The sequence below is a fragment of the Sporosarcina sp. P33 genome (genome assembly GCF_002077155.1).
Classification (GTDB): domain Bacteria; phylum Bacillota; class Bacilli; order Bacillales_A; family Planococcaceae; genus Sporosarcina.
This window is the reverse complement of record NZ_CP015027.1, coordinates 1110105-1136812: the sequence shown is the minus strand read 5'-3', so window position 1 is coordinate 1136812 and position 26708 is coordinate 1110105. Positions and strand designations below refer to the sequence as shown.

Below are 26708 nucleotides of genomic sequence, written 5' to 3'. Positions count from 1 at the left end.
TCATTTCCATAATCACTGCATAGCAAACAAAAAAGGGGACATACTACGCCAATACGGGAGGCGATTTTTATGGAAGATTATACATTTACAGATGCAGTGCTGGCAGATTATAAAACTGGTATGGGTGCGATGAGCGAACAAGTGCCAAAATTAATGAAATCATTCCATGCTTTTTCTGAAGTATGTTTTGAAGAAGGAGAAGTCAGTCAGAAGTACAAGCATTTAATAGCGCTGGCGGTAAGCGTCTATGCCCATAGTGAATACTGCATCATCTATCATACGAAAGGCTGTATAGATAATGGCTGTACGGTTGGCGAAGTATTGGAAGCGGTAGGTGTCGCCGCCGCACTGGGCGGAGGAAGCGCATTGAGTCAGGCAGTTACAATCGTTATGCAGACACTGGATGAGCTGCAGGAAAATCCGAAACCTATACAATAATACAACACCTTATCGAACTACTTTCGATAGGGTGTTTTTTAATGCATTGTATTACGATGTACATCGTGTTAGCATGTAGTAAAAGAGGTGAAGAAAATGGATCAGGAAATGATGAAAGGCAGTATAGATTTGATTTTATTGTCGCTGATCGCTCAGCGTGATCTATACGGATATGAAATTGTGAAAGTATTGAAAGAGTTGAGCGATGATACGTATAAGATGAGTGAAGGGACATTATATGCAGCTTTGAAACGGCTGGAGAAAAAGGGGTGGGTTCAATCCTACTGGCAAGAAGGGGAAAACGGACGCAGGAAATATTACCGTCTTACCAATGAAGGCGGCGTGGCGCTGGAAACCAAACAGGAAAACTGGGAATGGATGAATGCCCTTGTCCATAAAAGTTCGGATGGTCTGATATGATTCCGGCATTTGAACGTTTTATTAGTATAGTGGTGAAACAAACAGACTGTAATGCAGAAGAACGGGAAGATTTGAAAGAGGAATTACTCAGTCATTTGTATTGTGCATATGAAGATTTGCAAAAGCAAGGATATCCAGAAGAGGAGGCGATGAAGATGGCCATGGAAAATTTCGGTGATGAAAAGGAAGTCGGCAAGCAACTTCAGCATGCGATGTATCCTTACCGTCGTGAAATGATGATTGGGCTCGCAGGTGTTTCACTGTTATTTATTTACTCTACCTATCTTCTCCAGTTATTTATCATAGGAGATGCAGAAATGATCTGGCTTTGTTTAGCAGTTCTGGTGAGTGCATCGATTCTGACTTTAACAATGCATCCTGTGGCGGCATTAAACCGTCGCCTGATGGTAAACGGATTGCTGATTGCGCACATTCTTTTAGCAATCTATGGAAGTTTGCTTGCCGGATATGTGGATTCACCTTATTCCAGTATATTAGTCTGGTTATGGATTGGCATCATACTATTTTCAATCATTCTGGTGTATCGCACGACTATTTATGACTATCCCTCATCCAGTCAAACGCTTCAAAAAGATGCAAAAAGAATACATTTTGTCAATCTTACTGTTGGTCTTTTGGTAATGGCACTTTCTCTATTTTTACTCTGGGCATTCATGATATTTGCAGCAGAGATGAGCGCGTCATTGCTGCTGTTAGCAATTCCGCTAGTTATATGGGCTGTTCTTTATGCAATACAGCTTCGCTTATTGGCGGCCCATCGCAAGAAGACAGCATACAGTGTAGCAGCTTTTCAGCTTCTGAGCATAGTCGCAGTGATCGTCATCTGGATATCATGAATAGAAGGGAGAGTCGTCCTATGAAAAAATCGCTGGTCATTATATTAAGCTCTATTGCCATCATTACTGTGGTACTTATTACATTGGGTGTATTATTCAATAAAAATGAAAACGAAAAACAAGAGGGGATGACAGATGTCTATTCAGTCTCTCCAACTGGTGAAATTGCTGCTGTTACTTATCATAAAGGTCAAGCCACAATTCACCTGAATGGACAGGAAATGATGATTCAGTTGCCTGTGGAGCGGGCGATTGCGGATATGATATTCACGGAAGATGGAAAAAAGCTTGCTTATGTTGAACAGAGTAAAGACTTAGAAGATCACAATGGTTCAGAAATTCATCTGATTGATTTGGATTCACTAGACGCCGAAACGATCTATACTTCTGCCGACATCATAACAGAAATTGCTTTTGATCCAAAAAATCCAGACACACTTTTTTATTTACAGGCAGATGACTATACGAATTACTCACCGATTGCGTCCAAACATCCGCATGATTTTGATGTACACAGCTACGATATGAAAAACAAGCTTCATACCAAGCATACTGACTTCAAGAAATACAGTATGGGCTCCCTGCAAGTATCTGCTGTCAAAAATTCTGTTTATATTCAGACGAATGATGATGCATACGATGAAACAGAGGAAATATCATTTACCAGCAATGATCGGATATTTGAAATTCCTTTGGATACACCAAATGAAACGTCAGTCATCAGCAGTCCTGTTGAGGCAGAAGATGTATACGACTTCCTTCTGCTTCCCGAGAAACAGACTATCATCTATCAGGCCGTGGCGGGGACGGGGGCTAATGGTATTTTTGAGTATGAGCTCTTTACGTTTAATTGGAAAACGTATAAGACGGAACAGCTGACGGCATTGAAAGAGTCTGCATCGAAACCTGTACTCGGACCTGATGATAAAATATACTTCATGGTAGATCATGAGTTCGGTGCACGCACACCGGATTATCACCTGTATCGAGTCAATCAGGATGGCAGCGATGTAGAGGAAGTCTTATTAGAACCTAACTAAAGAAATCATAAAGAATTCTCATCTTTCGTATCCTGTATAGGCTATAGATGAGTATTCTATTGTAATTTTGCAGGTTATGATTCGAGTATAAATTAACATCTACTACCTTTATATGTTTCGTTTTGGAGAGTTGGGGTAACAGATATACAGCATAGTTTGTCAGAGGAGGATAAAACGTTGATACAAACATCTAACGCTTTATTGACGAAGGAAGACTTTCAAGAACGAAAAGATTTGCCCGACTGGCTTCGCAGGGAGTATCAGACGTTTCGCGATATAGTGACGGATAAAACTTTCCCGTGTTATTTCGGCATGGCCGGCGAGAATAAAGGCGAACTGCGGTATGCATATATTTCACAGGATGACTGGTCCAACTTACCACAGGCATTGGAGTCATTTTTAACACTTTTTGAAAATCCCAAACATAAACGGCACGGTTTGTTTGTGTTTGTAGAACCTTTTGAAAAAGAAGGTTCCATTGAAGACTACCGAAAGCAATTCTGGGATATTCTTCAGTATGTACACGAGGAAGATTCCATGGAATGGCCTGCAGACGCTCCGCGTGATCCCGATCACTATCTATGGGACTTTCATTTTCACGGAGAACCTATATTTGCATTCGGTAATGCGCCGGCTTATAAACAAAGAAAAACCCGTGATTTAGGAAATGCGATGGTCATCGGATTCCAGCCGAGAAAAATATTTAAAGGGCTGACCGGGACAGAAAAAGGCGGCATCAATTCCCGGGAAAAAGTGCGCGAACGCGTGGAAGTGTGGGATAACCTGCCAAAACATCCCGACATCAGCCACTTCGGTGATCCCGAACATAATGAATGGAAACAGTTTTTTATTGGAGACGATTGTGTGCCTATAACAGGAAAATGTCCATTTACACATAAAGAAATGTAACGAAAGATGTCCGGCAAGCCGTCAGTTCATGGCTTCCAGGGCATCTTTTTTTGCGGGAAACGGAACTGCAGATCCCTGTCTGCTATATACATGTAATTTTATTGCATCTCTCATACGCTGCTTTTATGATGGGAATAAGAGGAGCTGATCCATTTGAAAAGATACACACCGGAAGTTCGGGGATTGCTGGTGGATGACGAAACCCGATGCATTCATTATGCTGCTGAAACCGACCGGATCGCAATTAAATTCTGCTGCTGCCAGACTTATTATCCTTGTCATCTGTGCCACGAAGAAAAAGGATGCGGCAATTCTGCAGTATGGCCTGTGAATAGATTTGACGAAAAAGCAGTGCTTTGCGGAAACTGCGGGCATGAACTGACGATTACTGAATACTTCCAAAGTGGCTACGCATGCCCGGCTTGTGAAGCCCGTTTCAACCCAGGGTGCGGCCTGCACAGAGAATTATACTTTGCGAACGAAGCAGGGGAATAATGGTTTTAACCATTATCAAAGGGGAACACTATGGAAAACGGATAAAGTGAGGGATTTCCATGAAACGTACTACGGACAAAGAAGAACTTCTTTCGTTTGCTGAAAGCGCAGAGAACACAGGAACGACATGGATTCAGCAAGATGATTATGCCGGCGAAGAACCTATTATGACGGACGAAGACCTTTCAGGAAGAGAACCGTTGCAGCGCCTGAGACTGATAGTGGAAGCAGGGGGACAGATAAAGTCCTTCGAAACACTATTCTCCACGGCTGCCGAGCTGGAAGAACTGATGGGCGAACTGGAACCGATTTTTGAGAAGCATCCGAAACAAGTGCTGAGCGCTGATGGAATGGATGAAAAACTTCATGGTGTCAGTAACTAACAAAAAGGATCTTCTGCCATAGAGGGCAGAAAGATCCTTTTGTCATTCCAAGTACTGTAAAATTTCTTCTATTGCCAGTTCGCCTGCCGTTTCCCATCGGCTTTTATCGCGGATTTGGGCATCGCGGTCAAGTGGTTCCTGAAATTGATTAAACGAACCGCTGATCAATGAACTTGCGTCTCGATCCAACCCTGTATTGACAACATGTTTAATTACATAGGGCTTTTTGAATCTAATGAATGTGTTGAAATCATCCAGTTCTCCGTCATATGCTTCAAACGGCAGACGCAAATAAATCGTCTCACCGCCTTCACGGTGGAGGATTGAATCAAAACTGCCTTTATGATAATCCCATCCTCCTCCAAAATGGTAACCGTGCTGATCGACTTTATCCCGTAATGTCCCAAAACACGCCAATTTGCCTTCAATCGAAGTATCTAACTCCAGCATCCAATCACTCCTTTTTATTAGGGTTTCTCATCAGCGGATGTTCTATACATCACGCGGAATGTTTTTGGTTATAGTATTGGGGGTAAATATAGCAATAGGAAGATCAGTGACAGGAGGAGATACAAAATGGGTAAGAAAAGATATATTGGCATGTACCATAACGAAACAGAACTGATGAGCCGGGTGGAAGAGCTGAAAAAGGAGGGATGGGCGGAAGAGGATATCTATGTGGTAGTGAAAAATGATGATCAGCTGACTATGGTCAAAAATCGGACAGATGCAGAGATTAAATCAGCGGATGATTCATGGTGGGACCGTTTCATGGGCTTCATTTCAGGAGAAGATCACGTGCGGCGTATGATCGACAGTCTGGGATTAGGGACAGAAGATACGTCTGACTATTACCGTGAAATTGAGCAGGGCGGCATGCTGCTTTACGTAGATTCAGGTGAAGCGAGGCGCAGTTATATGGAGAACATAGACTTCTATGGAAGAGACGGAAAAAGCACAGACGTAAATCTGGGTGCTAATGGATTAAGTATTACAGATCAAGAGCTGAATGGCGGCGATCCTGCATTCAGAATGAGTCAGACACTGCCGGAACACAGTGAGCATGAAGGCGGCGCAGACGTGCAAGAGGATGAATTGGATAGAGATCGCTTCTGAAGAATTAGACTGCAAACACCTTGTCAACTCCTTTCTCCATACTGTATGATAAAACTAACAGCCAGGAAGGGGAGATGACATGTTTAAGCATCCGGGTATTGCCGCCGTGCTGAGTTTTTTCTGGACTGGTGTCGGTCAAATTTACAATGGACAAATTCTTAAAGGAATTTTGCTCATTATTTTACAAGGAATTAACGGTTTGCTGATGTTTGTAGGAATCGGATTCATCACCTATCCGATCGTTTGGATCTGGGGAATGTACGATGCCTATCGAACAGCGGAACGTATGAATTACAGCCAAAACCATTATCAATAAAAATGTCCCGCCATCTTCTATGGCAGGGACATTTTTATATATCCTTATTTATTCAATTGCCAGGTGGAATAATTTAATGCCAGCGTTACCAAGCCAACATACGGCACCATCAGTGCACCGGAAGTCCGTTCACTTTTAACAACTCCAAGAGAAAACCTCCTTTTTAAAAGGTTTTCCCTTTCGTGCCTGTACTAAACAAATGTCAGGAATGTATCTGATACATGATTTCGCCTGCCACAATAGTTTTCTCTACGGCGACTTCCGGAATCCGATCGGCACTTACAGTAAAAATGTCTTCAGCCAATACAGTGAAGTCTGCATCGAATCCAACCGCCAGGCGTCCGCGTGAATCTGTCTTGCCAATTGTGGCGGCTGCGCCTGAAGTGAATAGTTGCACAGCTTCGTAGCGGCTGAGTTTCTCATCAGGCAAATATCCTTCGTGCTGCTCAATCGGCAATCTTCTCGTAACTGCTGCATGGATTCCGAGCAGAGGATTCGGGTCTTCAATCGGCGCGTCTGAACCTCCGCCGCAAATGAAACGTCTGTCAAGGAGCTTTTTCCATGCATAGGCCCAGTCCATCCTGTCATGTCCAAGCCTGTCTGCAATCCATGGGAAATCAGAAGGAACGAAAGCAGGCTGGATATCTAAAACGATCGGCAGTTTTTCCATACGTGCAACCAGGTCGTCACGCAGTAAAGTGACGTGGATAAACCGGTCTTTTTTGCCGGCAGGTGCAGGGTGCTTCTCAATGACGTCCAGTGCTTTTTCCGCTGCGAGATCACCAATCATATGGATGGCAACAGCTTCTCCGTAATGCCGGGCAAGTTTCACGAGGTTCTCCAGCTCCCCGTCAGTTACTACTGCCGTACCTGAATTCCTCGGATCATCTGCATACGGACGGCTTAATAATGCGGTACTGCCTCCAAAAGCACCATCTATAAAAAACTTCATTTCTCCCGGCTCCACCCACGGTCCTTTATAAACTGCCTGATCCTCCATCAATTCAGAAAACACACTGAAATGGCGCAATAAATACGCACGAAATTTCCGTTTGCCGCCCAATACGTTATGGAAAGCCTGTAATGGTGTCTGATATTGACCGTAATAACCTAAGTCATCTGTAACGGCACCCGTCAAGCCGACAGACAACAGATGATCGACGGAAGTTTCCAAAGCTTTAGTTACATAAGCTTCCGTCGGTTCAGGCAAAATCTGAAGAACACGCTGCATGGCACCTTCTTTCAACAAGCCCGTAGGCACCCCGTTCTCATCGCGCTCAATTACGCCGTCCTCAGGATCAGGCGTATCCTTCGTAATACCCGCCAGTTCCAATGCCCTTGAATTAACAACGGCTGCATGCCAGCATGTACGCTTCAGCAGCATAGGGGATTCGGTAACCATATCCAGTTCATAGCGCGTGAAGATTTTTCTGTCGGGAAACATATTCTCATCCCAGCCTTCGCCAATGAACCATTCATCCTCTGACAACCCCTTAGCCGCACGAAGTAACATATCCATCATGTCAGCAGTTGAAGTAACTTTAGATAAATCAAGCCGCAGCAGCTTTTCCCCCTGGCCGATGATATGCATATGATTATCAATGAATCCGGGATAAACAAAAGCCCCCTGCAGATCCACTTGATGTTCTGCCAGATTACGCAGATCATTGTATGATCCGGCTGCTGTAATTTTCCCGTCTTTCGTCACTAACGCTTCTATTGTATGTCCTTCACTTTGCATTGTATAAAATAAGGCATTACACCAAATTGTCGCCATACCGAAACCTCCTTATCATCCTATAGTAAACCGATAAAGACTAATGAACAATAGAACTGATCTTACCCATTTCAGCCTATAAAAAAACGGCTGTGCAGACAGCCGTTCCATTACTTTATTTAATACATTTTCATATAACGTTCAATTTCCCATGGGTGCACCGTAATCCGGTAACTTTCCCACTCTTGATGCTTAGCTTCGCTGAAGTTTGCATAAATGTGTGAACCTAGAGCCTCTTGGATAATCTTATCATCTGACAGCGCAATTAATGCATGATCCAAATCAGTCGGTAAAGTTTCAATACCGTTTTCCGCAAGTTCTTCCATCTTCATTTCATAAATATTGCGGTCTACGGGTGCGGGAGGTGTCAGTTTCTTTTTGATGCCATCGAGTCCAGCTTGTAAAATAACGGCCATTGCCAAGTACGGATTGGCAGATGAATCGACAGAACGGACTTCCACGCGTGTGCTCATTCCGCGGGAGGCCGGTATGCGGATAAGCGGGCTGCGGTTCTGTGCGGACCAAGCAACGTAGCAGGGTGCCTCGTAACCCGGAACGAGACGCTTATACGAGTTGACTGTCGGATTGGTGATTGCGGTGAACCCCCGCACATGTGCAAGAACGCCCGCCATAAACTGATAGGCTGTCTCGCTCAGTTTACGCTCGCCTTCTTCATCATAAAATACATTCTCACCGTCTTTAAACAATGAGACGTTACAGTGCATTCCGGAGCCGCTGACACCGTATAAAGGCTTTGGCATAAACGTGGCGTGCAAACCATGTTTGCGTGCCATCGTTTTCACGACCAGTTTAAACGTTTGAATATGATCGCAGGCAGTCAGAACATCAGCATATTTAAAGTCGATTTCATGCTGCCCAGGCGCGGCTTCATGATGTGAAGCTTCCACTTCAAAGCCTAGTGCTTCAAGTTCCAGCACAATATCGCGGCGGCAGTTTTCGCCTAAATCCATCGGCGCCAAATCGAAATAATCTCCATGATCATTGAGTTCCATTGTCGGCTGTTTGTTTTCATCTAATTTAAATAGGAAGAACTCCGGTTCAGGACCCAGGTTAAAATCAGTGAACCCTAGCTCTTTCATCTCTTCTACGATGCGTTTCAAGTTTCCGCGCGGATCACCTGAAAATGGCTCTCCATTTGCCAAGTACACATCGCATATCAGGCGTGCGACACGGCCTGTGCCAGACGGCCATGGAAATACCATCCACGTATCCAAGTCAGGCACGAGGTACATATCCGATTCTTCAATACGAACAAAACCTTCGATAGAAGATCCGTCAAACATCATTTTATTATCTAATGCTTTATCGAGCTGGCTGATTGGAATCTCTACATTCTTAATCATGCCAAAAATGTCAGTAAACTGAAGACGGATAAAATTCACGTTGTTTTCTTCCACGAATGTATAAATGTCTTCTCTTGTAATGTTCTCCATCAGGCCACACTCCTTATAATTGCTTGATACGAATCTTCTTCGCAACATTTTTCTATAATAAAGTGTCTGCAAGCAGATTACAAGAATTTTTTGCTGTTTTTTTCAAAAAACATAAGACTTAAGTTCTTGTTTTGGATAAAAAATGATAGATATTTAAAGCGAAACTTAGAAATTAGGATAATACTCCCATTAAGTAGGCTGTCAATAAAAAATGATATTTGACAGCAGTGCAGGTGAGGCGATTTACAGTGCACGGGATTTTTTACTTGGCACATTTTTATTGAATCGTCATATGCTGATAAAGAAAGGGGTGGGTGTCTTGATTGAACACCAGAAGATATCGATTAATGGCGAATCATTTCAAGCAGTCACAGTGAAGCTGCCGAAAACGACGCTGCTTACGGTTTCAAACGACAAAGGATATATCATGTGCGGTGCACTCGATGTCGGTTTGCTCAACAGTGTGCTGGCGGACCGTAAAATCATTGCGGGCCGTGCAGTAGGAGTGAAGACGATTGAACAGCTCCTTGCAGCACCGCTTGAATCTGTAACGCTTGAAGCCGAAGAATTTGGAATTACGGCCGGGATGACGGGATCAGAAGCATTATTAAAAATGAAATAAAAAAACGGCGTCTAATTTTTAAGGCGCCGTTTTTTATGTTCTATTTTAAATTTAACCGTCCGCAATCTGTAATGAACGGGATTATTCCCCTTCGTATTTCTCTTCACTGGAGGAACGGTCTTTTGTTTTACGGTGGTGCCGCTCTTCTTCCTCTTCCATGCGAACGTCTTCTAAAGGAATGGCATCTACAGTCTGCATATCCTTATGCATGTCATAAATACTTTCCTTATCTGTCTTCAAATTCTCCGGGTTGTCCATATATCCGCCTTTTGCATTTGAACGGTCTTTTTCGGTAAACACTTTTTTTTCTTCACTCATGAATATCTGCTCCTTTGCGGTCAATTTGTAATCAATCTAGAAATCTTCCGAGTAACCCTTTATTCGGTTCTGGCTTTTGATTATGATTTGAACGATCTCCACGCATTGGTGTTTCATTGAACTCATCGAATTGGCGTGATAATTTTTCACGTGCTTCTTTGTTGCGCATTAAGTAGGCCGCTCCCAAACCGATTGCTGTCAAAGCCATTCGCTTTTTCATAAAAAACTCCTCCTCGTAATCGTTTGATAGAATCTTATACTTTGTTTTCCCGGTTTCATTCAGACTAAACAATCCAATTTTCAAGGGGAGTAAACAAAGAACAGCCGACAATCGAAACCTCTCGACTGCCGGCTGTCCTTCTGTTGCTATGCGGAAAATTTTATGTTGCGATTACTCCATACTGACGATGTTGTACGCTCGCAGTATGCGTCTTACACTGCTTATACTTCTTTAAAGCAGGCACTTCACTTGCACTTACACAAAAAACTTCTTTCGCATTACCTGGTAAACCTGTCTTTCTGTTTGGAACCTTACAAAACAGATTCCCGAACCGAGTGTACCACTTGCCAGTAAAGAAAATTTTCCGCCAAGGCTGTGCATCTCCTCCGGAGCCGGCGTCTAAACTACCCTCGCTGTCTCCTTCAGTTCGCCTTGTATTACTAGTATACCCCGGCAAACTATTCCTAAACATCTTTTTAAAAATTAATTTTATAATTTGTTAATGTTTTTTCTTACTCGCGGTAAATGCACTTATGATCTATAATAGAGGACTGAGGTGAGAGCTTTGAACAAGGAATTAACAGGGAGAAGCATGACGGTCCATCTTGCTGAAGTACAGCCCTATCATGAAAAGAATAAACGATGATGAACCAATTAAAAACGATAGAAATGATACCTTGCAGTCTTGAGATAACGAAAAATGCCCGCAAAGGATTGGAACAATGGTTTCTGAGTGAACAGGCTTTCGTTTCTTCGGAGTCTGCTTTTGATGTATATATTGAAAAGAAGCCCGCAAACCGCATGGGAAATCAATCCTATGCGATGTTTTTTGATCCGCAGACTAATATAAAATTCGCTAAAGAAGTGCAGCAGCGCGTTGCCGTGATGGAATGTGTGCTGAAACCGGATGGTCTGGTTGCCACCGGTTTTCATGTCAGGGGAGCGAGAGAACCTGTACAGACGAATCGGCGGCTCCAAATGGCAGTGAAGTTCCGGCTGAATCGGGCCGGGGTTGCATTGCCCATCGAGTTTTATACGAAGCTGCGTGAATTACCGGTTGCGGAAGAACGTTCTGAATATGTAAAAAAGCGAATCGAAAGCTGGGAAGGCTATCTGCAAATAGCAGAAAAGAATGCAGATGTGGCGGATATCAGCTGTTCGTTTACACAAGCGAGTTTCACAAGTGACTTCACAAAACTTCGCCTGCACTGTAAAGATCTCCAGACAAAGAACTGGCAGCAGCTGCGCGGCTTCAGTGTGAAGATGAGTGAACTGTCTGCTGAAATTGGCCAAATTGTCGATGTACAAAAAGCACAGAAAGTGATTATTGTGGAACTGAATCAGCGATTTCAAAAAAAAGCGCGGTCAGAACAATGGCTGCCCACACGAAATAAAGAGCTGATACTTACAAATTTTGCCGAATTAAGTCAAATCCGGCGTCTGCGAAAAGGTTTTAAAGATTTGCAGGACGGATTGGCCGCGAATGCAAATCTGGAAAAGGTTTTATTTGAAGAGCGGCCGGTTGTGCAAATTACAAATAAACAGCCGCAGCTGGAATTCCACAATAACTTGAATGAATTTCAGCGTGAAGCGGTAACAGGTGCGATGAAAGCTCATGATTTGTTTGTCATACAGGGTCCGCCCGGCACAGGGAAAACGACGGTAATTTCGGAAATATGCTATCAGAACGTCAAGGCGGGCTTGCGGACACTTGTCGCATCGCAGTCAAATCTCGCAGTCGATAATGCGCTTGGCCGGCTGCTGACAGATCCGGCAACCCGTATTTTGCGTTATGGTCGGTCTGAGAGTATTGAAGAAGAAGGCAAACGCTTTATGGAGGAAAATGTTGCACTGCATTGGCGCAATGAAACGATGGAAGCTGTTCAAGCCACACGTGCAATGTTTCAGACAAAGGAATCAGAATTGCAGGAACGCACTGAGCATTTAATTGCCTTAATTGATCAAAAAATAGAACGGCAATCGGCGTTAATTGAAACCAGGCGCGCGCAGGACGCCGTAAAAGAAACGCTGAAGAAGCTGACGTCAGATTCTGTATCGGGGAAATCTTTGCTGGATCGATCTCTGCGGAGAAGGACGCATAAAAGTCAGGCTATTCATCAACTAGAGACGGAAATCGAACAGCAGTCAGCAGAAATAGAAAAGCTGCGTCTTCAGTTAGATTCGCAGCCTGACAAAGAGCAGCTGTCTGCACAATTGGAAAGGTCGCTGGAAGAGCAGAAACAATTGAAGCGGATTAAATTATATATAGCATGGCAAAATGAACAGCAGCGCAATTCACTGGAACTGCAGGAGCTGGAAAGAGCCTTGCAGAAAGATTCCGGATTGGAACAATCATTTCAAAAAGCGCATGATGAAATTATCACTAATAAAAAAATGCAGGCAATCCAAAACATATTAGCTGAACAAAACATCGAATTGCCTATCCATATCATATTGCGCATCAATGACTTGCAAAAAATCATCAAGTCCATTGAAAGCGGAGAGTATACGTATGAATATCAAGTATGGAAAGAGCTGCACGACCGTTTTCAGACAGCGATTCAAAAGACCGAAACCCTGCTGCAGACTCATCGCTACCCTTTAGAAAGCATTACCGCGCGTTCGACAGAAAACTTCGGAACCGTTCAGGAAATGCACGATATGATTGATCGTCTGGGTAAATTTTTAATTAATCCGTATACGAAAAAAGTATTACAAAATAAAGAGATTTCATCCGCAAAGACAGAAGTGCTGCAAAAAATTGCAAAAGGAATGTCATTGTTTTACGGAAAAGAAAAAATAGCAGGCGATCAAGTAGTGAAACTCAAGCAGCAACAAGTCCAATCTGTAATTGAAGTGTTTGCTGAAGTAAAGAATGAAATCCTTGTTTTTCTTCAGAGTGAGCTGCAGCAAATGCAAAACCATGCGCATCAAATAAAAATGCGAAGTCAGAAGCTGCACACAAAAAATGAAGAGCTGAAAGATCATATGAATGACTGGATGCAAGAAAATAAGCCGCCTGAAAAGCATTGGCAACAAGAGCAGCTGACAGAAGAAATTTCCCGGCTGGAGACGCATATTCAGCATTGCAGACAGCAGATGAGAAACTTGACGCAACTGACCGCATCAATGACGACTTCTGAGCTAAAGCGTTCACAAATAAACCGCCGGCTGGATGAAGAGAAATCGGAAATGGCTGCAGAAGAGAAAAAAGTGCAGCAACTTCAAACAGAGTACGATCAAATGCAGGAGGAAATCCAAGAGCTGACCATTCAATTGATTCCGGATATAGAAAAGCAAATAGAGCAAATTGAAGAGGATGTAAAACAAGCACAGGAGCAACAGGCTGCAGTCGCGAAAGAACAGCAGCAATTGCCTGTCCTGCAGCAGCTTCAGGCCCAGTGGGAAGAACTGCTACAAGAAGCTAATGAGTATGATCTTGATGAAATCCGCAAACTGTATATTGATCATGCAAATGTCATTGGCACAACTTGTGTCGCTTCCGCCTCTAAAAAGTTCATGGATGAATATCCTGTATTCGATGTAGTCATTATCGATGAAGTATCAAAAGCCACTCCGCCAGAGCTGTTGCTGCCGATGCTAAAAGGTAAAAAAGTTATTCTCGTCGGTGACCACCACCAATTGCCGCCACTGGTCGGGCAGGAAACGATGGATGAACTGGTGGATCAGCAAAAAGACCCGGAAATTCAGCGGGAAATGAAGAAGCTGCTGAATGAATCATTATTTGAGCGTCTGTTCCGAACGCTGCCCAGACAAAATAAAACGATGCTCAGTATTCAATACCGTATGCACGAAGACATCATGAAAACCATTGCGCCATTTTACAAAGAAGGCAATTACCAATTGCAATGCGGACTCCCTGATTCAGATCAAATGCGAGATCATCTTCTGGAAAGCAGTACAATCACAAGAAACGATCATTTGCTGTGGCTGGATACACCAAATACACCGGCTTTCTTCGAAGACCGGGTCAAAGGCGGCACAAGCCGTTTCAATGAAGGTGAGCTGGCAATTGTCCGGGATACACTTCTGGATATCGAACGGGCAACAGCACATGCAAAACAGGCAGGCCTGATGAAACCTGACGAAAAGAAAAGTGTGGGTGTCATCAGTTTTTATGGCGAACAGGTGAAACGAATCGACCGCCTCATTCAGCAGGAGATTCGGCCGCAGCAATTATACTGCCGTACTGGTTCCGTAGATAAGTTCCAAGGCATGGAAATGGATATTATCATTTTAAGTTTTGTGAGAAATCACGGGGAAAAAGGCGGGGAGATCGGATTTGCTAAAGACTACCGGCGTTTAAATGTAGCGTTATCGCGCGCAATAGAACTACTCATAATCGTTGGAAGTTCAGAAATGTTCACTGTCAGAACGAAAAATGCTTCAACAAGGGAAATGTATAAACAACTGAAGAAAGTTGTAGAGAATCAAGGCGGTCTGCGAACAATTGAACAGACAGAAGGCAGGTGAGGGCGTGGATTCACTTCGAAAAAAGCTGCAGCAAGAACTGGAAAAACAGTCAGATATACAAATTTTGCGGTCAGACAGCTGGGGATTGCGGGTAGATGTGCTGACGATAACCTATACTACTGTTACACGTACCGTGATGGATATTTTAATGAAAATGATCCTTTTGACAATCCAGAAACTTGAAGTATCTGATTCCAAAATGATCGCAGAGTTTCTTGCCGTAGATCCGTTATTCGCAGAAAATTTGTTCCGCAAAATGCAGGCGGGGAAAATGATTGAATTACGAAAAGGACACTTTGAATTGACGGGGATAGGGGCGGCACAGCTGCAATCTGGAATTTTTGAACATCCTCCTGAAAAAGAAGAGAGGAAGTTCTATTACAGTGTGTGTCATGATAAAATCTTGTGTGAAGAGCCAGAGAAAGTCTTTACATCAAAACTAAAACCTTTCCGGCTCGCCGCCGAACAAAAAAATAAAGCGGCTGCTTTGGAAGATGAACAATTACGTACAGCGCTTCTCGCTGCCGGCGCTGAAGCTGCTGAAGGTTCACTGCAGAAAGTTGTCGTTCACATTGATAACCCGCAAGTGACAATGAACCAGCAAATTCCTTGTGTGGAGTTTTATGTATTCAATCGTACAGAAAACTCCCGCTTCACGAGAGTGTGGAATACTCTGACTGAAGAATGGGATGAACAGCTTGAAAAACTGATAGATGAGCAAATCCTGCCTTAAGGATGAAAAGCCCAAAAACAAAGGATAGTTATCCATCCTGTTTTTGGGTTTTTCAGTGATCAATTAAAACGGTTTTAGCAACATATCAGTTTTCAATCCATGGATCATATCAGATGCATGCGAATGAAAAAACAACCCACCATATGATCACACTCACACATTAGGATTTACGCTTGTTTTGTGCGGGGCTTTTTCGTAATTCCGCCAGCTCCCGTGCGATTTCTTCTTTCATATCACGTGCAGCGATCTTTTGGTTTTTCGGTGTCTGCGGTAAAGAGCCAGACGCATTACTGCCGGTTTTATGTTCATCACGTCCCATATGCCATGCTCCTTTCTGTCAGTGCGTTCTTCAATAAGTTGGTTTATTCCGTTGAAAGTATACCTATTTCCAAAGCGGCTTGTAAGGAGAAAATAAAGAATAAACAGTGTCTTTAACTCCATGAATCTTTCTGTCATGCAATTGCCTTAAGGGTGTCTGGTGTTTAGCAAACAGCTGATTGGGAATATATTCACTAAGCTTCGTAAATCAAATATTAGGAGGAATACTATATATGACTAACCAGCGCAGCACTGAACAAGAGAAGAAAATGACTTTGGAAGAAGCGGGACGTAAAGGCGGACAGGCAACTTCTAAAAAACATGACAAACAATTTTATGAACAGATCGGGCGGAAAGGCGGAAAAGCCACAGCCCAAAAGCACAGCAGCGAATTCTATAAAGAAATTGGCCGTAAAGGCGGAAAAGCGACTTCCGAAAAATATGATAAACAATTTTACGAGAAAATTGGCCGCAAAGGCGGGGAAGTCAGGGCGGGCAATCGTACGAACAAAGTGTAATCTGCCTGATTTCAAATAGTAGGTACAGGATAAGGGTTTTAGATATCTTTAAAATTAAATAGAGCAAGAAAAGCTGGGGTATGCCCGGCTTTTTTGACGGGTTCATCCCGCTATATTTAGAATAAAACCACTAATCCTGCATTCTGCAAATAATGATCGCTTTCTACTAAAAAAAGAGTATCTTTCAGTGATTTTCTAAGACTTTATTACGAAAATGAAAAAATCACAAATTTGCTGTTTTAATTTTTGGATGGTGGGAATATATCCAATAAGCTTGTCGACGAGCTAAAAATGATTATTGGTATAGGAGGAATTTAAAAATGGCTGACCGTAACAATCGCAACAACAATGACCACAAAATGAGTCACGAGGAAGCGGGACGTAAAGGTGGAGAAGCTACCTCTAAAAATCATGATCAGGAATTCTACGAAGAGATTGGACGCAAGGGCGGAGAAGCGACCGCTGACAACCACGGCCAGGAATTCTACGAGGAAATTGGCCGTAAAGGCGGAGAAGCTAGAGCTGAACAGAATAATTCAAACAATAACAATAATGGCAAAATGAGCCGTGAAGAAGCTGGCCGTAAAGGCGGAGAAGCACGTGCCAGACAACGAGACAATAATTGAAAGACTGCAATAGTATAAATGTAAAATTTAGGTAAATAGTGACATGACAAACACTCTTGAATTGAAACTTCAATTCAAGAGTGTTTTTTGGTGAAATAGGTTAGTGGTTTAACATATTACTGAAAATTATATACGGTGATATGTCATGTAATCATAGTGGATATTGAAAGTAACACTCTGCGGCAGTATAATTCGTATAGGAAGAATGAGTAATAATAGAAATATAATCAGAAGAGAAACAAGGGTGTATGAGGATGAATAATCAGGCGCTGCCGCTGCATATACGGCAATGCATTGCTGACGTTATGAAAATAGTCGGTATGAAAGAAGAGCTTCGTGAAGTTCATGATGGGATCAATATGAGTTATAATTTTATAGGGAAATATATCGGATATGATGAGGAACGGTTACATACTGCTTATGAAGAAATGGCTTCTCTCTTTTCATTTGAAACGTATGTACAAACTATTACATTGCATGAGTTAGGCCACGCGATAGACTTGCCGGCATTGGAGGCATCCTTAGCAAGAACTATTGAAATATTCACTATGAAAAAAAGTCATACTAAAGAAGAAATTCTGCATACTCCTGAGCTATTGAAGATACTCATTGAGGAAGATGAAATGAATTTGGCCTTCGAAATAACGGCGTGGAAAAATGCACGCAGGTTGAATAGCCGTTACGGGGTAGTTAATCCGGCTGATTTCCATGCAATTGAAAATACTAGTCTTGCTACGTATAAAACATTGTATCATAAAAAATTACATGCTTATCGACAGCTGATTAATCAAAATATTGCACAATAAAAACCAATTGGATGCCAATTGGTTTTTATTGTTGAGCTGCAGGATAGAAGTGATCCCAGGCTTCTTTTATGCCTGCTGCATAATATTCAACAGCCCGGTACAGCAGCGTGTGGGAAGGTAACTTGGAAAGCTCTTCCTGAGCGTTGCCGACAATGACGGCAGGGTACCCTAAAGTCAGCATGTCGGCATCGTTGCCCGAATCACCTGCCAGCAAAATTTTTACATCGTTTTTAGCGTATTTTTGCAGAACATATTCTACTGCTTTTCCTTTCCCGCTGCGTTCTGGCAGTATGTCTAAATCACAGCCCGAACTATAAACGAGATGACAGGGAATGTTATGAGCATAGAGTTTAGCTTGAATGGCTTGTACGATATTTGACTGTCTGGAGCGCACTGTAAAAGAAATACGTTTTTGATGGGGCAATTTCTGCCGTACAAGTGCGGGTGTATTTTTGAATATTGATAAAACATCTTCAGGCAGCCACGTTTCATTTACCCAAGTGGCCCATGTTTTATCTTCAGACCAATCAGGAGCATGGTAAATAGCTGTTCCTACGTCAGTGATCAGGATATCAGGCGACGGTAATTTTTCTTGTTGGATGAGCGAAAGTGCTGAATTCAAATGTCTGCCTGTTACATATATCAATCCGGGATCGAATTCCTTCTCTTTATAAAATGTAAATAAATGTTTCAGCGCTTCTGGATCACCTACTAACGTGTTATCCAAATCAGTTGCCAGCAAGTATGATTTTCGTATCATTGGTAACTCCTTTATAAGCCTTACTCATTTTAATAGCCAGTACACTCCAGTCAAATTCCTGCTGTGCATAAGCGATGGCTCTCTGTTTGAGTCTGTTCGTAAGATGATTATTATTCAGTAAAGCAGACATGGCATGTGACAGCTGGACTGGATTACGGGGTTCCACATGCAATCCAGTTACACGGTGTTTCACGACGTCTTTCAGTCCGCCCACTTTTGAAGCGATAACAGGGCTTCCGCATGCTTGAGCTTCCGCGGCAACCATACCAAATGATTCATAATAGGATGGAACAACAGTTGCGATGGAGTTAGTAAATAATCGGGCAAGTTGTTTTTGATTTTGTGGGCCCAGAAATCTTACTCTGTGTTCGAAACCGTCAATTGCCTCACGAAGCTTACGGCTGTTAGGTAAGTGGCTCTTAGGGGAGATGCATGATTCGCTTCCGCCCGCAATAATCAGCTTAGTACAGTCTGTGGAAGGTCGACCTTTCATAAACAGTTCAAATGCCTCCAGAAGAGTATAAATACCTTTTGTCGTTTGCAGTCTGCCTGCGAATGCAAAGTAAGGTGAAACTGTAAATTTTGGCTGGGTCGCTTGAAACGCCTTATCGACCCCTATAGGGATAATTTTTATAGGAGCGGGATTCTCAATGAATTCCTTAATCAGCAGCTTTTCAGATTGAGAAGTTACTACGATCAGATCTGCTGAAGTCAGAATCATTTTTTCCGTGAGAAGGCGGAGTGCTTCCGAGCTGCCTGTTGCTTTCTTTTTTGCGATGCCCAGCGAGTGATTCGTGTGAACCCAGGGAAGGCCCGTCTTTCGCTTAATAAGCGAACCGATAAGCCCCGATAACCAGTAATGAGTGTGCACAACATCATAACCAGTAAAATGTATCGTATTCGACATTTCGTCAAAAAACTCAGGAATCAGACGATACATTTCGTTTTTCGGTATAAATTTATGTTTTCCTGCAGCAAATCGTATGACTCGGCAGGCGGAACCGAAATATTCAATTTGGGGAGTGTCCATGCTATTCCAATGCGTCACAACATCTACTGCATATCCTTCTTGCTCTAAAGCTAAAGCCAGCTGTCTGACATAGTTGTTTTGGCCGCCAGCCTGTTGGCTGCCTAGCGGTGCCAATGGATCACCATGATCGGAAATGAAAAGTATCTTTCTCATCATGACTGTTATCTCCCTTCTGCTTTTTCGATTTTTACAGCTGTATTCTTTTACCCTGAAAAACTGATAGGGAAACATATATTGGTTTATTGTGTAAGAAAATAGGGAAATAGAAAGAGCATTGGAGGTGGGTATATGCGGCTGAAAAAATATCGTGCATGGGAGACGGGATGGATCTATGTAAAAATTTTACTGGCTTATATATTGGCTAAATTGTTCTATCGTAATGACCATGATACCATTCTTCTGATTGGCGGAAATCTCGGAGAAAAATATGAAGATAATGCTGCAGTATTCCATGAGTATGCTGTGAACAACTTCTCTGATCAAATGGATATTTACTGGATGTATGATCCGCGATTTGATTATATAAAAAAACATCAGATTCCGAAAGCTGTCCCTCTTGGAAGCTTCCAAAATTATTTACTGTTTTTCCGAGCCAGTTATACTGTTCATGGGCATTCTATTATTTATGATTTAGCGCCTTATATAGATAAGTTCATTTCATTAAATAAAAAAACGGTAATGTTGCATATCAGTCACGGCATCGAATGCTTTAAGAAAATTTTAATCCAAAAAGAAGATGTACCTCTGCTGGAAAGATGCAATTACTTTAATTGTGCTTCGGAGTATGAATATTCTATTAAGCGTTATGAGTGGGGCATACCTGATGATAAGCTGGTTGTCACAGGCATGGCGCGTTTTGACCGTCTTCTTCCTGATCATCCTCCAACTGAAATTAAGCGCTTGTTACTAATGTTCACATGGCGGGAGTGGCTGTTTGATTTGACGGAGGAAGAATTTCTGAGAAGCACATACTTTCAATCCACTGCAAAACTTTTAAAAAGTGACAGGCTGCAGCGGATTGTACAAGAGCAGGAACTGGAGGTAAGGGTTATTCTGCATCCTTTCATGAAACGATATGAAAAGCACTTCAGAAAGAACGGTATGATAAGCGGCAAGATATCTTTTTTCAGCTTTGATGAAATACTGATTATGCAAGAGCTTCAAGATGCAGATATGCTCATCACAGATTACTCCAGTATTTGCTGGGACTTCATATATATGAATAAACCTATTATCTTCTACACTTTTGACCAGGAAGAGTTTTTAGCTAATCGGGGGTCTTATCTGAATCTGGATACCGATCTGTTTGGTTATAAAGCGCGCAATCAAGATGAGGCTCTTGATTATCTTGATACTCTTATTAGAGAAAAGAGATTTGAAAATCCGTTCTTTAACAAGGCGACCGAGTATATCGATTTTTTCGATCAGCGCAACTGTGAACGTCTGGCCAATGCTCTTTTTGGCGAAAACATTGTATGGAAGCAGATGAATCATCAAAAGGAATCTGAACACGAAAACCATTTTCCCCTTGTTTCTGCTGAAGCAGTACAGTATAACTGTAATAAGCAGAAGTAAAGAAAATGGGTGAAATTATGGAACGTCGTAAAGAACAATGGTCATCAAAACTTGGATTTATTATGTCCTCTGCGGGAGCAGCAATTGGACTTGGAGCAATTTGGAAGTTTCCGTATGTCACGGGAATGAGCGGCGGTGGAGCGTTCTTCCTGCTGTTCGTAGTCTTCACTGTCCTGATCGGCTTGCCGATGCTGATCTCGGAATTCATCATCGGAAGGGGTTCCGGCAAAGAGGCGGTCAGCGCGTATAAGAAGCTGGCCTCGTCAAGCGCCTGGCCATGGATCGGTAAGCTCGGCGTGGCAGGATGTTTTCTCTTATTATCATTCTACAGTGTAGTAGGCGGCTGGGTATTCGTGTACAGCGGTTTGGCTGTAGGCGGCAAAATCATTAATGAAGGAGCCTCTTATTCGGAACAATTCGGTTCGATTGTCGGTTCCCCCGTAACTACTTTGATCGGTTTACTGCTGTTTACGATGATTAATGTGCTGGTCGTATCGTCGGGTGTCCAGAACGGAATCGAGAAGGCAAATAAGTATATGATGCCTTTATTATTCATCTTTTTCATCATTCTCGTTGTACGTTCATTGACATTGACGGGCGCGATGGAGGGGGTTTCATTCTTCTTGAAGCCTGATTTCTCGAGCATCACGAGAGAGTCGGTGCTGTATGCGCTCGGACAGTCGTTCTTCTCGTTAGCGGTCGGATTCTCATGTATGGTGACATACAGTTCATATTTGAAGAAAGATGTCAGTCTGACATCATCAGCAACATCTGTTGTCGGAATGAATTTGTTTGTGTCGCTTTTGGCGGGACTGGCAATTTTTCCTGCAGTCTTCGCTTTCGGTCAGGAACCGGCAGCAGGTCCGGAGCTGTTATTCATGGTCTTGCCGGCAGTATTTTCACAACTTCCGTTCGGACAGCTCTTTTTGGCATTATTCCTCATTTTATTCTTATTCGCAACGCTGACATCTTCGTTCAGTTTGTATGAGATTATTGTGGCGGCAATGACGGAAAGCGGCAGACGGTCTCGGAGATCTGTGACGTGGCTGATTGGGGCAGTGGTTTTCTTTGCGGCGATACCTTCCGCATTATCGTCAAGTGCACTGTCCGGAATAATGATATTTGATAAGAGTGTATTTGATGCAACAGACTATTTGGTGAGTAATATTCTATTGCCGGCGGGCTGTCTGCTGATTGCACTGTTTATCGCCCATAAGATGGACCAGGTGCTTGTCCGAGAACAGTTTACGCTCTATCATACAGAGTCTGCTGGCCTTTATCCGTTATGGCATTTTTTAATGAAGTGGATTGTGCCATTGACGATTATTATTGTGTTTTTAAATACGCTCGGTATTGTGAAGTAAAGAATATTTTATACTTCTCTGTCTAATTACGATTGATAATTGGTATATGCATGAAAGCTCTCTGACAAAGGGGGCTTTTTTGCATGAATCTGATGAGTGATTTGACTTCCGGCTTCTGTCAATATATAATACCTATTAAACATGTTGGAATAATATATATTGACAGGAGTGGAGAAGACGTGCAAAAGATGATCACGATTCGTTCCGGGGAAAACAATTTATCAGGTGCTTTGCATCTTCCTGAATATAGAAAAGAAAACATACCGCTTCTGCTATTTGTGCATGGTTTCGTTGGCAGTAAAGTAGGAGAGCATCGTTTGTTTGTGAAGGCGGCACGCTATTTTACGGAGCGGGGCTACGGGGTGTTCCGCTTTGATTTCAGCGGCTGCGGGGAAAGTGATGGGGATTACTCGGATGTTACGCTTAGTAATCAGCTGAAGGAAGTACGGGATGTGGTGGATTATCTGAGTGTGATCAGAGGTATCGACAAACATCGCATTACACTGGTCGGTCATAGTCTTGGAGGTGCTGTAGCTTCATTGACAGCTGCAGCTGACCATCGTATTAAAAAGCTAATCCTCTGGTCACCGGTGGGGGCGCCATATGAAGATATCACTGGGATTCTTGGACCAAAAGCGGTTCGTGAAATTGCAGCGACAGGAAGTCATGATCATCATGGTTTCATGATCAGTCAAACGTTCCTGAAAGATTTGAAAAAACATCATCCGATCGAAGCAGTTCGTTCATTTACCGGACATGCACATATCATTCATGCAAAAGCGGATGAGCAGATACCAAAAGAGCATGCGTTACGGTATGCTAATTCGTTCAATAAACGCAAAACAGCCGCTCCAGTTCATGAACAGTATATTGATCAGGCTGATCACACTTTCTCCAGCTGTACATTTGAAGAAAAATTATTCGAAAGTAGTGCCAAATGGCTGGAAGGCGGCTTGGTCAGCCAATTTGCTCTTCAACTATAATCTAGAAAAGTATCCTGTGGCGTGAAGACGCGATGGGATATTTTTCTTCCCTTTTAAAAAAGGGGGCTGTCCGATCTGTTTTCCGCAGATCAGACAGCCCAAAATTGGAATGTAGGGTAAAACTGGAAATTAAAGAGAAGGAAAATCTACTTTGCCGCTTGTTTGCCGGCTTTCAGGAAGCGCTCATTGACAACATCCCAGTCCACTGTATGCCACCAATTTTTCACAAAATCGGGGCGGCGGTTCTGATATGCCAAGTAATAAGCGTGTTCCCATACATCGATTACGAGCAATGGAGTCTTTCCGTCTTTCAACGGCGTATCCTGATTTGGCGTGCTCATGACTTCCAGCTCGCCATTATTCAATACGAGCCAGCCATATCCGCTGCCGAACCGGCTGATCGCCGCTTTTGACAGGACATCTTGAAAATTATCGAATGTAGTAAAATACTTATCGATTTCCCGTTTAATGTCTGCTGACGGTTCACCTTTACCTTTCACTGTCATGGATTCCCAGAACAAGCTGTGACAGTAATGTCCGCCGCCGTTATTTTGAACAGCGGTGCGAATCTCCTCAGGAACCTGACTGAGATCTGTCAATAAAGACTCAAGGGATTGAGACTGCAGCTCTTCGTGATTTTCCAGAGCAGCATTTAAGTTATTGACATACGTCTGGTGGTGTTTTCCGTGATGGATCTCCAATGTCCGTGCATCGATATACGGTTCAAGTCCGTCTACTGCGTAAGGCAGTTCAGGTAGAACAAATGGCTTCAAATTTTCACCTCCAAAGAAACGATGAGAAACTTTAAAGTTTCCCTAAGGAAATAATGTTTCCTCAAGGCAACATTAATCCTAAAATAGATACATTGCAAGTTATTTATTGAAAAAAATATGAAATGAATAAAAAGAACTATTTGTTATTTCGCAATAGTTGTATGAAGTTCGCTAGAGGAATATTGACTCTTTTAAATCCTTGCAGTTAGCAAGTTTACCGTGAATTCTTACAGGGAATAGTTCTGTAAAGCGAGGGAAGCCACTATGACCAATCGAATGACTGTCTTCATTATTATTTTTATCACTATAATATGTACTATAAATAATCCATCTGTCCGGGCAGCGGAATCGGCTGGAACAATCAGCGTTGTATCGTTTGACGGATTAGGTTATATGGATGCGAAGCGTTATATGGATAAAGGAATCATGCGCAACTTACAGAAATTCCAGCAAGAGGCAGCCTATGCAACGGATTTTGTTACGGTCACCCCGTCTTTGACCGCGCCGTCACATGCCGCAATGGCAACCGGCGCAGGCCCTGCAAAAACAGGTATTGTCAGTAATCAGTTTCATTCTTCAGGTGAAAAAGTTAAGGATGATCAGAGCGGATTTTCACAAACACTTGGAGTCACGCCTATATGGAAGGAAGCGAGGGATCAAGGCAAAGTGACGGCCACTGTTGCTTTTCCTGACTCGAATCCGGATAACGCTTCTGCTGCGACGTATGCAGTTTATTCAGGCGGCACATTAGCGGACTCGGAGCTTCATGACCTAAGCTTTTCACCCATTGAAGATGAGCGGGCGGAACAATTATCTTCGGGCTCTATGGATGTTGAAGAAGCCGTAATTTCATTGGATATTAAAAATTCTCCGTCACTGCAGCTATATGTGTTAAGAACGGATGAACATGAACCAAAGTTTTATCTGTCCATGAATCAAAAGGAAATTGGAGAAGAAATTTCTGTGGAAGACTGGGTTGCGGCGGCATTGGACGTGCCATCATTGGACAGTGCCGGTTTTTATATGAAACTTAAGAAGAACCCTGATAATAACGAAGAGTTACAGCTGTTTCAGGGAACTGTAATGGGCGGCCTTTATAGGGGGCCGGGTAAGTTCGCCGAAGATATTGACGAGCGATTTGGGTTTTACCCTGCTGCTGACGAGCTGACCGCATTTACGAATGGAGACATTACAAGGGAAGAATATGAACAGGCAGGAGAACGGTTTACTGACTGGGTTACGGATGTCAGTTTGTATATTAAAGAACAGTACCGTCCTGACTTGCTGTTTTATTATTACCCTGTAGTAGACAATGAATTGCATGAATACCTGCTAAGAGAGCCAGCCCAGCCTGGGTATGTGACAGCAAATATACTGGAGAAAGAGATGTATGTCAGCTGGGCGTTCAGTCAAGCAGACCAGGCGATCGGGAGAATCTGGAACGACATGAATCCAGAAGATTATTTATTCATCGTATCAGATCACGGACTCGAACCGATTCATACCAGACTGTCACCGAATAAAGAGCTCGAAAAGGCCGGCTTACTTGTAAAGAATCAGAGTGGAGAAATAGATCAAACGAAAACGAAAGCTTATGCCGAAGCAAGCGGAACGATAGCACATGTATATGTGAACTTGAAAGGCCGAGAAAAAAAGGGGATTGTCGAACCGGAAGAATTTGATCAAGTGAGGAAGGAGATTGTTTCGGTATTTACTGGAAGAACGGTATTTTCAAGTCTAATACAAAACCTTGAAGAAACAGCCCACCCGATATTGCGCTGGCTTACCGGTGCATCCGATATTGCGTATTCCTATCCGGGCATCACCTTGTTGTCTGACCGCAAAAAAGTGCAAGTTTCTCCATATGAAAAAGTGTGGATGGCAGGAGCAGAGGATTATGACAAAATAAACAATGATAATAGCGGGGATGTGTTTCTGTCGGCAGCCCCGGGCTATTTGATGGGAAAAGACGCGGAAATTGCTGTTGAACCAACGCAGGAAATGGGGAGTCATGGGGGAGATCCAGAACGTCCGCGCCTGCGGCCTATTCTATATGCAGCAGGCCCAATGATAAAACCCGGTGAAATAACTGATCGCATTACTATGACGGATATAGCGCCAAGTGTATATGAGTTATTAGATTTACGAGCGCCGGATTTTGTAGACGGAAAGGCAATCTGGCAACGTGAATCAATATACAAGTAATAGGATAGATATAACATTATAAAAAATAGTCAGTTACGAGAAACGCTTAGGTAAAACATTTCCTGCTGCGTTTCTTTTATTTTGACAGATTTTTCTCAATATAATATTTTATTAAAAAAGCATCTTGCGTTTAATTAGAAAAAAAGTATAATAGTGAT

General features: G+C 42.8%; 28 protein-coding genes. 19 read left to right on the top strand and 9 right to left on the bottom strand.

Translation table 11 applies throughout. The annotated features are described in order from the left end of the window. Window positions 1–69: 69 nt before the first annotated feature. The 7 genes from SporoP33_RS05780 to SporoP33_RS05750 all read left to right on the top strand — a co-directional run bounded on the left by SporoP33_RS05780 (window position 70) and on the right by SporoP33_RS05750 (window position 4542). Window positions 70–438 carry a carboxymuconolactone decarboxylase family protein gene (locus SporoP33_RS05780; RefSeq protein ID WP_081242838.1) on the top strand — a complete coding sequence of 123 codons (369 nt, stop codon included), beginning with the start codon at window positions 70–72 and terminating at the stop codon, window positions 436–438. Between the two features lie 96 nt (window positions 439–534). After that, complete coding sequence (locus SporoP33_RS05775; protein WP_081242837.1) at window positions 535–858, top strand: PadR family transcriptional regulator; 324 nt, start codon at window positions 535–537, stop codon at window positions 856–858. After that, complete coding sequence (locus SporoP33_RS05770) at window positions 855–1715, top strand: permease prefix domain 1-containing protein (RefSeq protein ID WP_081242836.1); 861 nt, start codon at window positions 855–857, stop codon at window positions 1713–1715. Before SporoP33_RS05775 ends, SporoP33_RS05770 begins: the two co-directional genes overlap by 4 nt. 20 nt (window positions 1716–1735) lie before the next feature. Beyond that, window positions 1736–2755, top strand: coding sequence for a hypothetical protein (locus SporoP33_RS05765; RefSeq protein WP_081242835.1), 1020 nt, complete (start codon window positions 1736–1738; stop codon window positions 2753–2755). A 177-nt stretch (window positions 2756–2932) separates the two neighbouring features. Further along, window positions 2933–3664 (top strand): YqcI/YcgG family protein, encoded by a 732-nt coding sequence (locus SporoP33_RS05760; protein ID WP_081242834.1) that lies wholly within the window; start codon window positions 2933–2935, stop codon window positions 3662–3664. 153 nt (window positions 3665–3817) lie between these two features. Continuing rightward, the gene (locus SporoP33_RS05755; protein ID WP_231293307.1) at window positions 3818–4159 is read left to right on the top strand and encodes a CHY zinc finger protein; all 342 of its coding nucleotides are present in this window, start codon (window positions 3818–3820) and stop codon (window positions 4157–4159) included. 59 nt (window positions 4160–4218) lie between these two features. After that, window positions 4219–4542 carry a hypothetical protein gene (locus SporoP33_RS05750; RefSeq protein ID WP_081242832.1) on the top strand — a complete coding sequence of 108 codons (324 nt, stop codon included), beginning with the start codon at window positions 4219–4221 and terminating at the stop codon, window positions 4540–4542. Between the two features lie 42 nt (window positions 4543–4584). Here the strand turns inward: SporoP33_RS05750 and SporoP33_RS05745 are convergent, their stop codons facing one another. Further along, on the bottom strand, window positions 4585–4992 hold the full coding sequence (locus SporoP33_RS05745; protein ID WP_081242831.1) for a YugN family protein: 408 nt from the start codon (window positions 4990–4992) through the stop codon (window positions 4585–4587). Between the two features lie 126 nt (window positions 4993–5118). Between SporoP33_RS05745 and SporoP33_RS05740 the strand changes: the two genes are divergently transcribed. Further along, entirely contained in the window at window positions 5119–5658 is a 540-nt protein-coding gene (locus SporoP33_RS05740) for a YflT domain-containing protein (RefSeq protein WP_081242830.1), read from the top strand. A gap of 79 nt (window positions 5659–5737) precedes the next feature. Further along, window positions 5738–5974, top strand: a complete 237-nt coding sequence (locus tag SporoP33_RS05735; RefSeq protein WP_081242829.1) for a hypothetical protein — start codon at window positions 5738–5740, stop codon at window positions 5972–5974. 202 nt (window positions 5975–6176) lie between these two features. On the opposite strand, the gene SporoP33_RS05730 is transcribed toward SporoP33_RS05735, so the two are convergent. Both SporoP33_RS05730 and glnA read right to left on the bottom strand, forming a co-directional pair. Further along, window positions 6177–7751 (bottom strand): amidohydrolase, encoded by a 1575-nt coding sequence (locus SporoP33_RS05730; protein ID WP_081242828.1) that lies wholly within the window; start codon window positions 7749–7751, stop codon window positions 6177–6179. A gap of 119 nt (window positions 7752–7870) precedes the next feature. Then, window positions 7871–9205: a type I glutamate--ammonia ligase gene (glnA, locus tag SporoP33_RS05725; protein WP_081242827.1), complete on the bottom strand. Its 1335-nt coding sequence runs from the start codon at window positions 9203–9205 to the stop codon at window positions 7871–7873. A gap of 292 nt (window positions 9206–9497) precedes the next feature. Between glnA and SporoP33_RS05720 the strand changes: the two genes are divergently transcribed. Beyond that, window positions 9498–9827 (top strand): YunC family protein, encoded by a 330-nt coding sequence (locus tag SporoP33_RS05720; RefSeq protein WP_081244767.1) that lies wholly within the window; start codon window positions 9498–9500, stop codon window positions 9825–9827. Between the two features lie 81 nt (window positions 9828–9908). Here SporoP33_RS05720 and SporoP33_RS05715 read toward each other — a convergent pair whose 3' ends face one another. After that, window positions 9909–10145 carry a hypothetical protein gene (locus SporoP33_RS05715; protein WP_081242826.1) on the bottom strand — a complete coding sequence of 79 codons (237 nt, stop codon included), beginning with the start codon at window positions 10143–10145 and terminating at the stop codon, window positions 9909–9911. 31 nt (window positions 10146–10176) lie between these two features. Continuing rightward, window positions 10177–10365, bottom strand: coding sequence for a hypothetical protein (locus tag SporoP33_RS05710; protein ID WP_081242825.1), 189 nt, complete (start codon window positions 10363–10365; stop codon window positions 10177–10179). A gap of 642 nt (window positions 10366–11007) precedes the next feature. Between SporoP33_RS05710 and SporoP33_RS05705 the strand changes: the two genes are divergently transcribed. After that, the gene (locus SporoP33_RS05705) at window positions 11008–14859 is read left to right on the top strand and encodes an AAA domain-containing protein (RefSeq protein ID WP_081242824.1); all 3852 of its coding nucleotides are present in this window, start codon (window positions 11008–11010) and stop codon (window positions 14857–14859) included. Next, window positions 14837–15592, top strand: coding sequence for a hypothetical protein (locus SporoP33_RS05700; RefSeq protein ID WP_081242823.1), 756 nt, complete (start codon window positions 14837–14839; stop codon window positions 15590–15592). The genes SporoP33_RS05705 and SporoP33_RS05700 overlap by 23 nt, the downstream gene beginning before the upstream one ends. A gap of 160 nt (window positions 15593–15752) precedes the next feature. Here the strand turns inward: SporoP33_RS05700 and SporoP33_RS16220 are convergent, their stop codons facing one another. Next, window positions 15753–15911 carry a hypothetical protein gene (locus SporoP33_RS16220; RefSeq protein WP_196796864.1) on the bottom strand — a complete coding sequence of 53 codons (159 nt, stop codon included), beginning with the start codon at window positions 15909–15911 and terminating at the stop codon, window positions 15753–15755. Between the two features lie 232 nt (window positions 15912–16143). On the opposite strand from SporoP33_RS16220, the gene SporoP33_RS05695 reads away from it, so the two are divergent. The 3 genes from SporoP33_RS05695 (at window position 16144) to SporoP33_RS05685 (ending at window position 17860) form a co-directional block, all read left to right on the top strand. Next, complete coding sequence (locus tag SporoP33_RS05695) at window positions 16144–16428, top strand: KGG domain-containing protein (RefSeq protein ID WP_081242822.1); 285 nt, start codon at window positions 16144–16146, stop codon at window positions 16426–16428. 320 nt (window positions 16429–16748) lie between these two features. Continuing rightward, window positions 16749–17054 (top strand): KGG domain-containing protein, encoded by a 306-nt coding sequence (locus tag SporoP33_RS05690; RefSeq protein WP_081242821.1) that lies wholly within the window; start codon window positions 16749–16751, stop codon window positions 17052–17054. 254 nt (window positions 17055–17308) lie between these two features. After that, window positions 17309–17860: a hypothetical protein gene (locus SporoP33_RS05685; RefSeq protein ID WP_081242820.1), complete on the top strand. Its 552-nt coding sequence runs from the start codon at window positions 17309–17311 to the stop codon at window positions 17858–17860. Window positions 17861–17885: 25 nt separating this feature from the next. On the opposite strand, the gene SporoP33_RS05680 is transcribed toward SporoP33_RS05685, so the two are convergent. Both SporoP33_RS05680 and SporoP33_RS05675 read right to left on the bottom strand, forming a co-directional pair. Continuing rightward, window positions 17886–18620 (bottom strand): HAD-IIB family hydrolase, encoded by a 735-nt coding sequence (locus SporoP33_RS05680; RefSeq protein ID WP_081242819.1) that lies wholly within the window; start codon window positions 18618–18620, stop codon window positions 17886–17888. Next, window positions 18589–19806 (bottom strand): glycosyltransferase, encoded by a 1218-nt coding sequence (locus tag SporoP33_RS05675; RefSeq protein ID WP_081242818.1) that lies wholly within the window; start codon window positions 19804–19806, stop codon window positions 18589–18591. The genes SporoP33_RS05680 and SporoP33_RS05675 overlap by 32 nt, the downstream gene beginning before the upstream one ends. A gap of 132 nt (window positions 19807–19938) precedes the next feature. Between SporoP33_RS05675 and SporoP33_RS05670 the strand changes: the two genes are divergently transcribed. From SporoP33_RS05670 to SporoP33_RS05660, 3 genes are all read left to right on the top strand, one after another. Beyond that, on the top strand, window positions 19939–21225 hold the full coding sequence (locus SporoP33_RS05670) for a CDP-glycerol glycerophosphotransferase family protein (protein WP_081242817.1): 1287 nt from the start codon (window positions 19939–19941) through the stop codon (window positions 21223–21225). Window positions 21226–21242: 17 nt separating this feature from the next. Beyond that, the gene (locus SporoP33_RS05665) at window positions 21243–22589 is read left to right on the top strand and encodes a sodium-dependent transporter (protein WP_081244766.1); all 1347 of its coding nucleotides are present in this window, start codon (window positions 21243–21245) and stop codon (window positions 22587–22589) included. A 188-nt stretch (window positions 22590–22777) separates the two neighbouring features. After that, window positions 22778–23572: an alpha/beta hydrolase gene (locus SporoP33_RS05660; protein ID WP_231293333.1), complete on the top strand. Its 795-nt coding sequence runs from the start codon at window positions 22778–22780 to the stop codon at window positions 23570–23572. Window positions 23573–23718: 146 nt separating this feature from the next. On the opposite strand, the gene SporoP33_RS05655 is transcribed toward SporoP33_RS05660, so the two are convergent. After that, a complete protein-coding gene (locus SporoP33_RS05655) occupies window positions 23719–24345 on the bottom strand; it encodes a superoxide dismutase (protein ID WP_081242815.1) in 627 nt (208 codons plus the stop codon). A 264-nt stretch (window positions 24346–24609) separates the two neighbouring features. Here SporoP33_RS05655 and SporoP33_RS05650 point away from each other — a divergent pair, with 264 nt between their 5' ends. Continuing rightward, window positions 24610–26550, top strand: a complete 1941-nt coding sequence (locus SporoP33_RS05650; protein WP_081242814.1) for an alkaline phosphatase family protein — start codon at window positions 24610–24612, stop codon at window positions 26548–26550. Window positions 26551–26708 lie beyond the last annotated feature (158 nt).

What these genes read in the sequence shown, in the direction of transcription:
- SporoP33_RS05780 (WP_081242838.1), top strand. Translation starts at nt 70, where the DNA reads ATGGAAGATTATACATTTACAGATGCAGTGCTGGCAGATTATAAAACT.
- SporoP33_RS05775 (WP_081242837.1), top strand. Translation starts at nt 535, where the DNA reads ATGGATCAGGAAATGATGAAAGGCAGTATAGATTTGATTTTATTGTCG.
- SporoP33_RS05770 (WP_081242836.1), top strand. Translation starts at nt 855, where the DNA reads ATGATTCCGGCATTTGAACGTTTTATTAGTATAGTGGTGAAACAAACA.
- SporoP33_RS05765 (WP_081242835.1), top strand. Translation starts at nt 1,736, where the DNA reads ATGAAAAAATCGCTGGTCATTATATTAAGCTCTATTGCCATCATTACT.
- SporoP33_RS05750 (WP_081242832.1), top strand. Translation starts at nt 4,219, where the DNA reads ATGAAACGTACTACGGACAAAGAAGAACTTCTTTCGTTTGCTGAAAGC.
- SporoP33_RS05745 (WP_081242831.1), bottom strand. Translation starts at nt 4,992, where the DNA reads ATGCTGGAGTTAGATACTTCGATTGAAGGCAAATTGGCGTGTTTTGGG.
- SporoP33_RS05740 (WP_081242830.1), top strand. Translation starts at nt 5,119, where the DNA reads ATGGGTAAGAAAAGATATATTGGCATGTACCATAACGAAACAGAACTG.
- SporoP33_RS05735 (WP_081242829.1), top strand. Translation starts at nt 5,738, where the DNA reads ATGTTTAAGCATCCGGGTATTGCCGCCGTGCTGAGTTTTTTCTGGACT.
- SporoP33_RS05730 (WP_081242828.1), bottom strand. Translation starts at nt 7,751, where the DNA reads ATGGCGACAATTTGGTGTAATGCCTTATTTTATACAATGCAAAGTGAA.
- glnA (WP_081242827.1), bottom strand. Translation starts at nt 9,205, where the DNA reads ATGGAGAACATTACAAGAGAAGACATTTATACATTCGTGGAAGAAAAC.
- SporoP33_RS05720 (WP_081244767.1), top strand. Translation starts at nt 9,498, where the DNA reads ATGCTGATAAAGAAAGGGGTGGGTGTCTTGATTGAACACCAGAAGATA.
- SporoP33_RS05715 (WP_081242826.1), bottom strand. Translation starts at nt 10,145, where the DNA reads ATGAGTGAAGAAAAAAAAGTGTTTACCGAAAAAGACCGTTCAAATGCA.
- SporoP33_RS05710 (WP_081242825.1), bottom strand. Translation starts at nt 10,365, where the DNA reads ATGAAAAAGCGAATGGCTTTGACAGCAATCGGTTTGGGAGCGGCCTAC.
- SporoP33_RS05705 (WP_081242824.1), top strand. Translation starts at nt 11,008, where the DNA reads ATGATGAACCAATTAAAAACGATAGAAATGATACCTTGCAGTCTTGAG.
- SporoP33_RS16220 (WP_196796864.1), bottom strand. Translation starts at nt 15,911, where the DNA reads ATGGGACGTGATGAACATAAAACCGGCAGTAATGCGTCTGGCTCTTTA.
- SporoP33_RS05695 (WP_081242822.1), top strand. Translation starts at nt 16,144, where the DNA reads ATGACTAACCAGCGCAGCACTGAACAAGAGAAGAAAATGACTTTGGAA.
- SporoP33_RS05690 (WP_081242821.1), top strand. Translation starts at nt 16,749, where the DNA reads ATGGCTGACCGTAACAATCGCAACAACAATGACCACAAAATGAGTCAC.
- SporoP33_RS05685 (WP_081242820.1), top strand. Translation starts at nt 17,309, where the DNA reads ATGAATAATCAGGCGCTGCCGCTGCATATACGGCAATGCATTGCTGAC.
- SporoP33_RS05680 (WP_081242819.1), bottom strand. Translation starts at nt 18,620, where the DNA reads ATGATACGAAAATCATACTTGCTGGCAACTGATTTGGATAACACGTTA.
- SporoP33_RS05675 (WP_081242818.1), bottom strand. Translation starts at nt 19,806, where the DNA reads ATGATGAGAAAGATACTTTTCATTTCCGATCATGGTGATCCATTGGCA.
- SporoP33_RS05670 (WP_081242817.1), top strand. Translation starts at nt 19,939, where the DNA reads ATGCGGCTGAAAAAATATCGTGCATGGGAGACGGGATGGATCTATGTA.
- SporoP33_RS05665 (WP_081244766.1), top strand. Translation starts at nt 21,243, where the DNA reads ATGGAACGTCGTAAAGAACAATGGTCATCAAAACTTGGATTTATTATG.
- SporoP33_RS05660 (WP_231293333.1), top strand. Translation starts at nt 22,778, where the DNA reads ATGATCACGATTCGTTCCGGGGAAAACAATTTATCAGGTGCTTTGCAT.
- SporoP33_RS05650 (WP_081242814.1), top strand. Translation starts at nt 24,610, where the DNA reads ATGACCAATCGAATGACTGTCTTCATTATTATTTTTATCACTATAATA.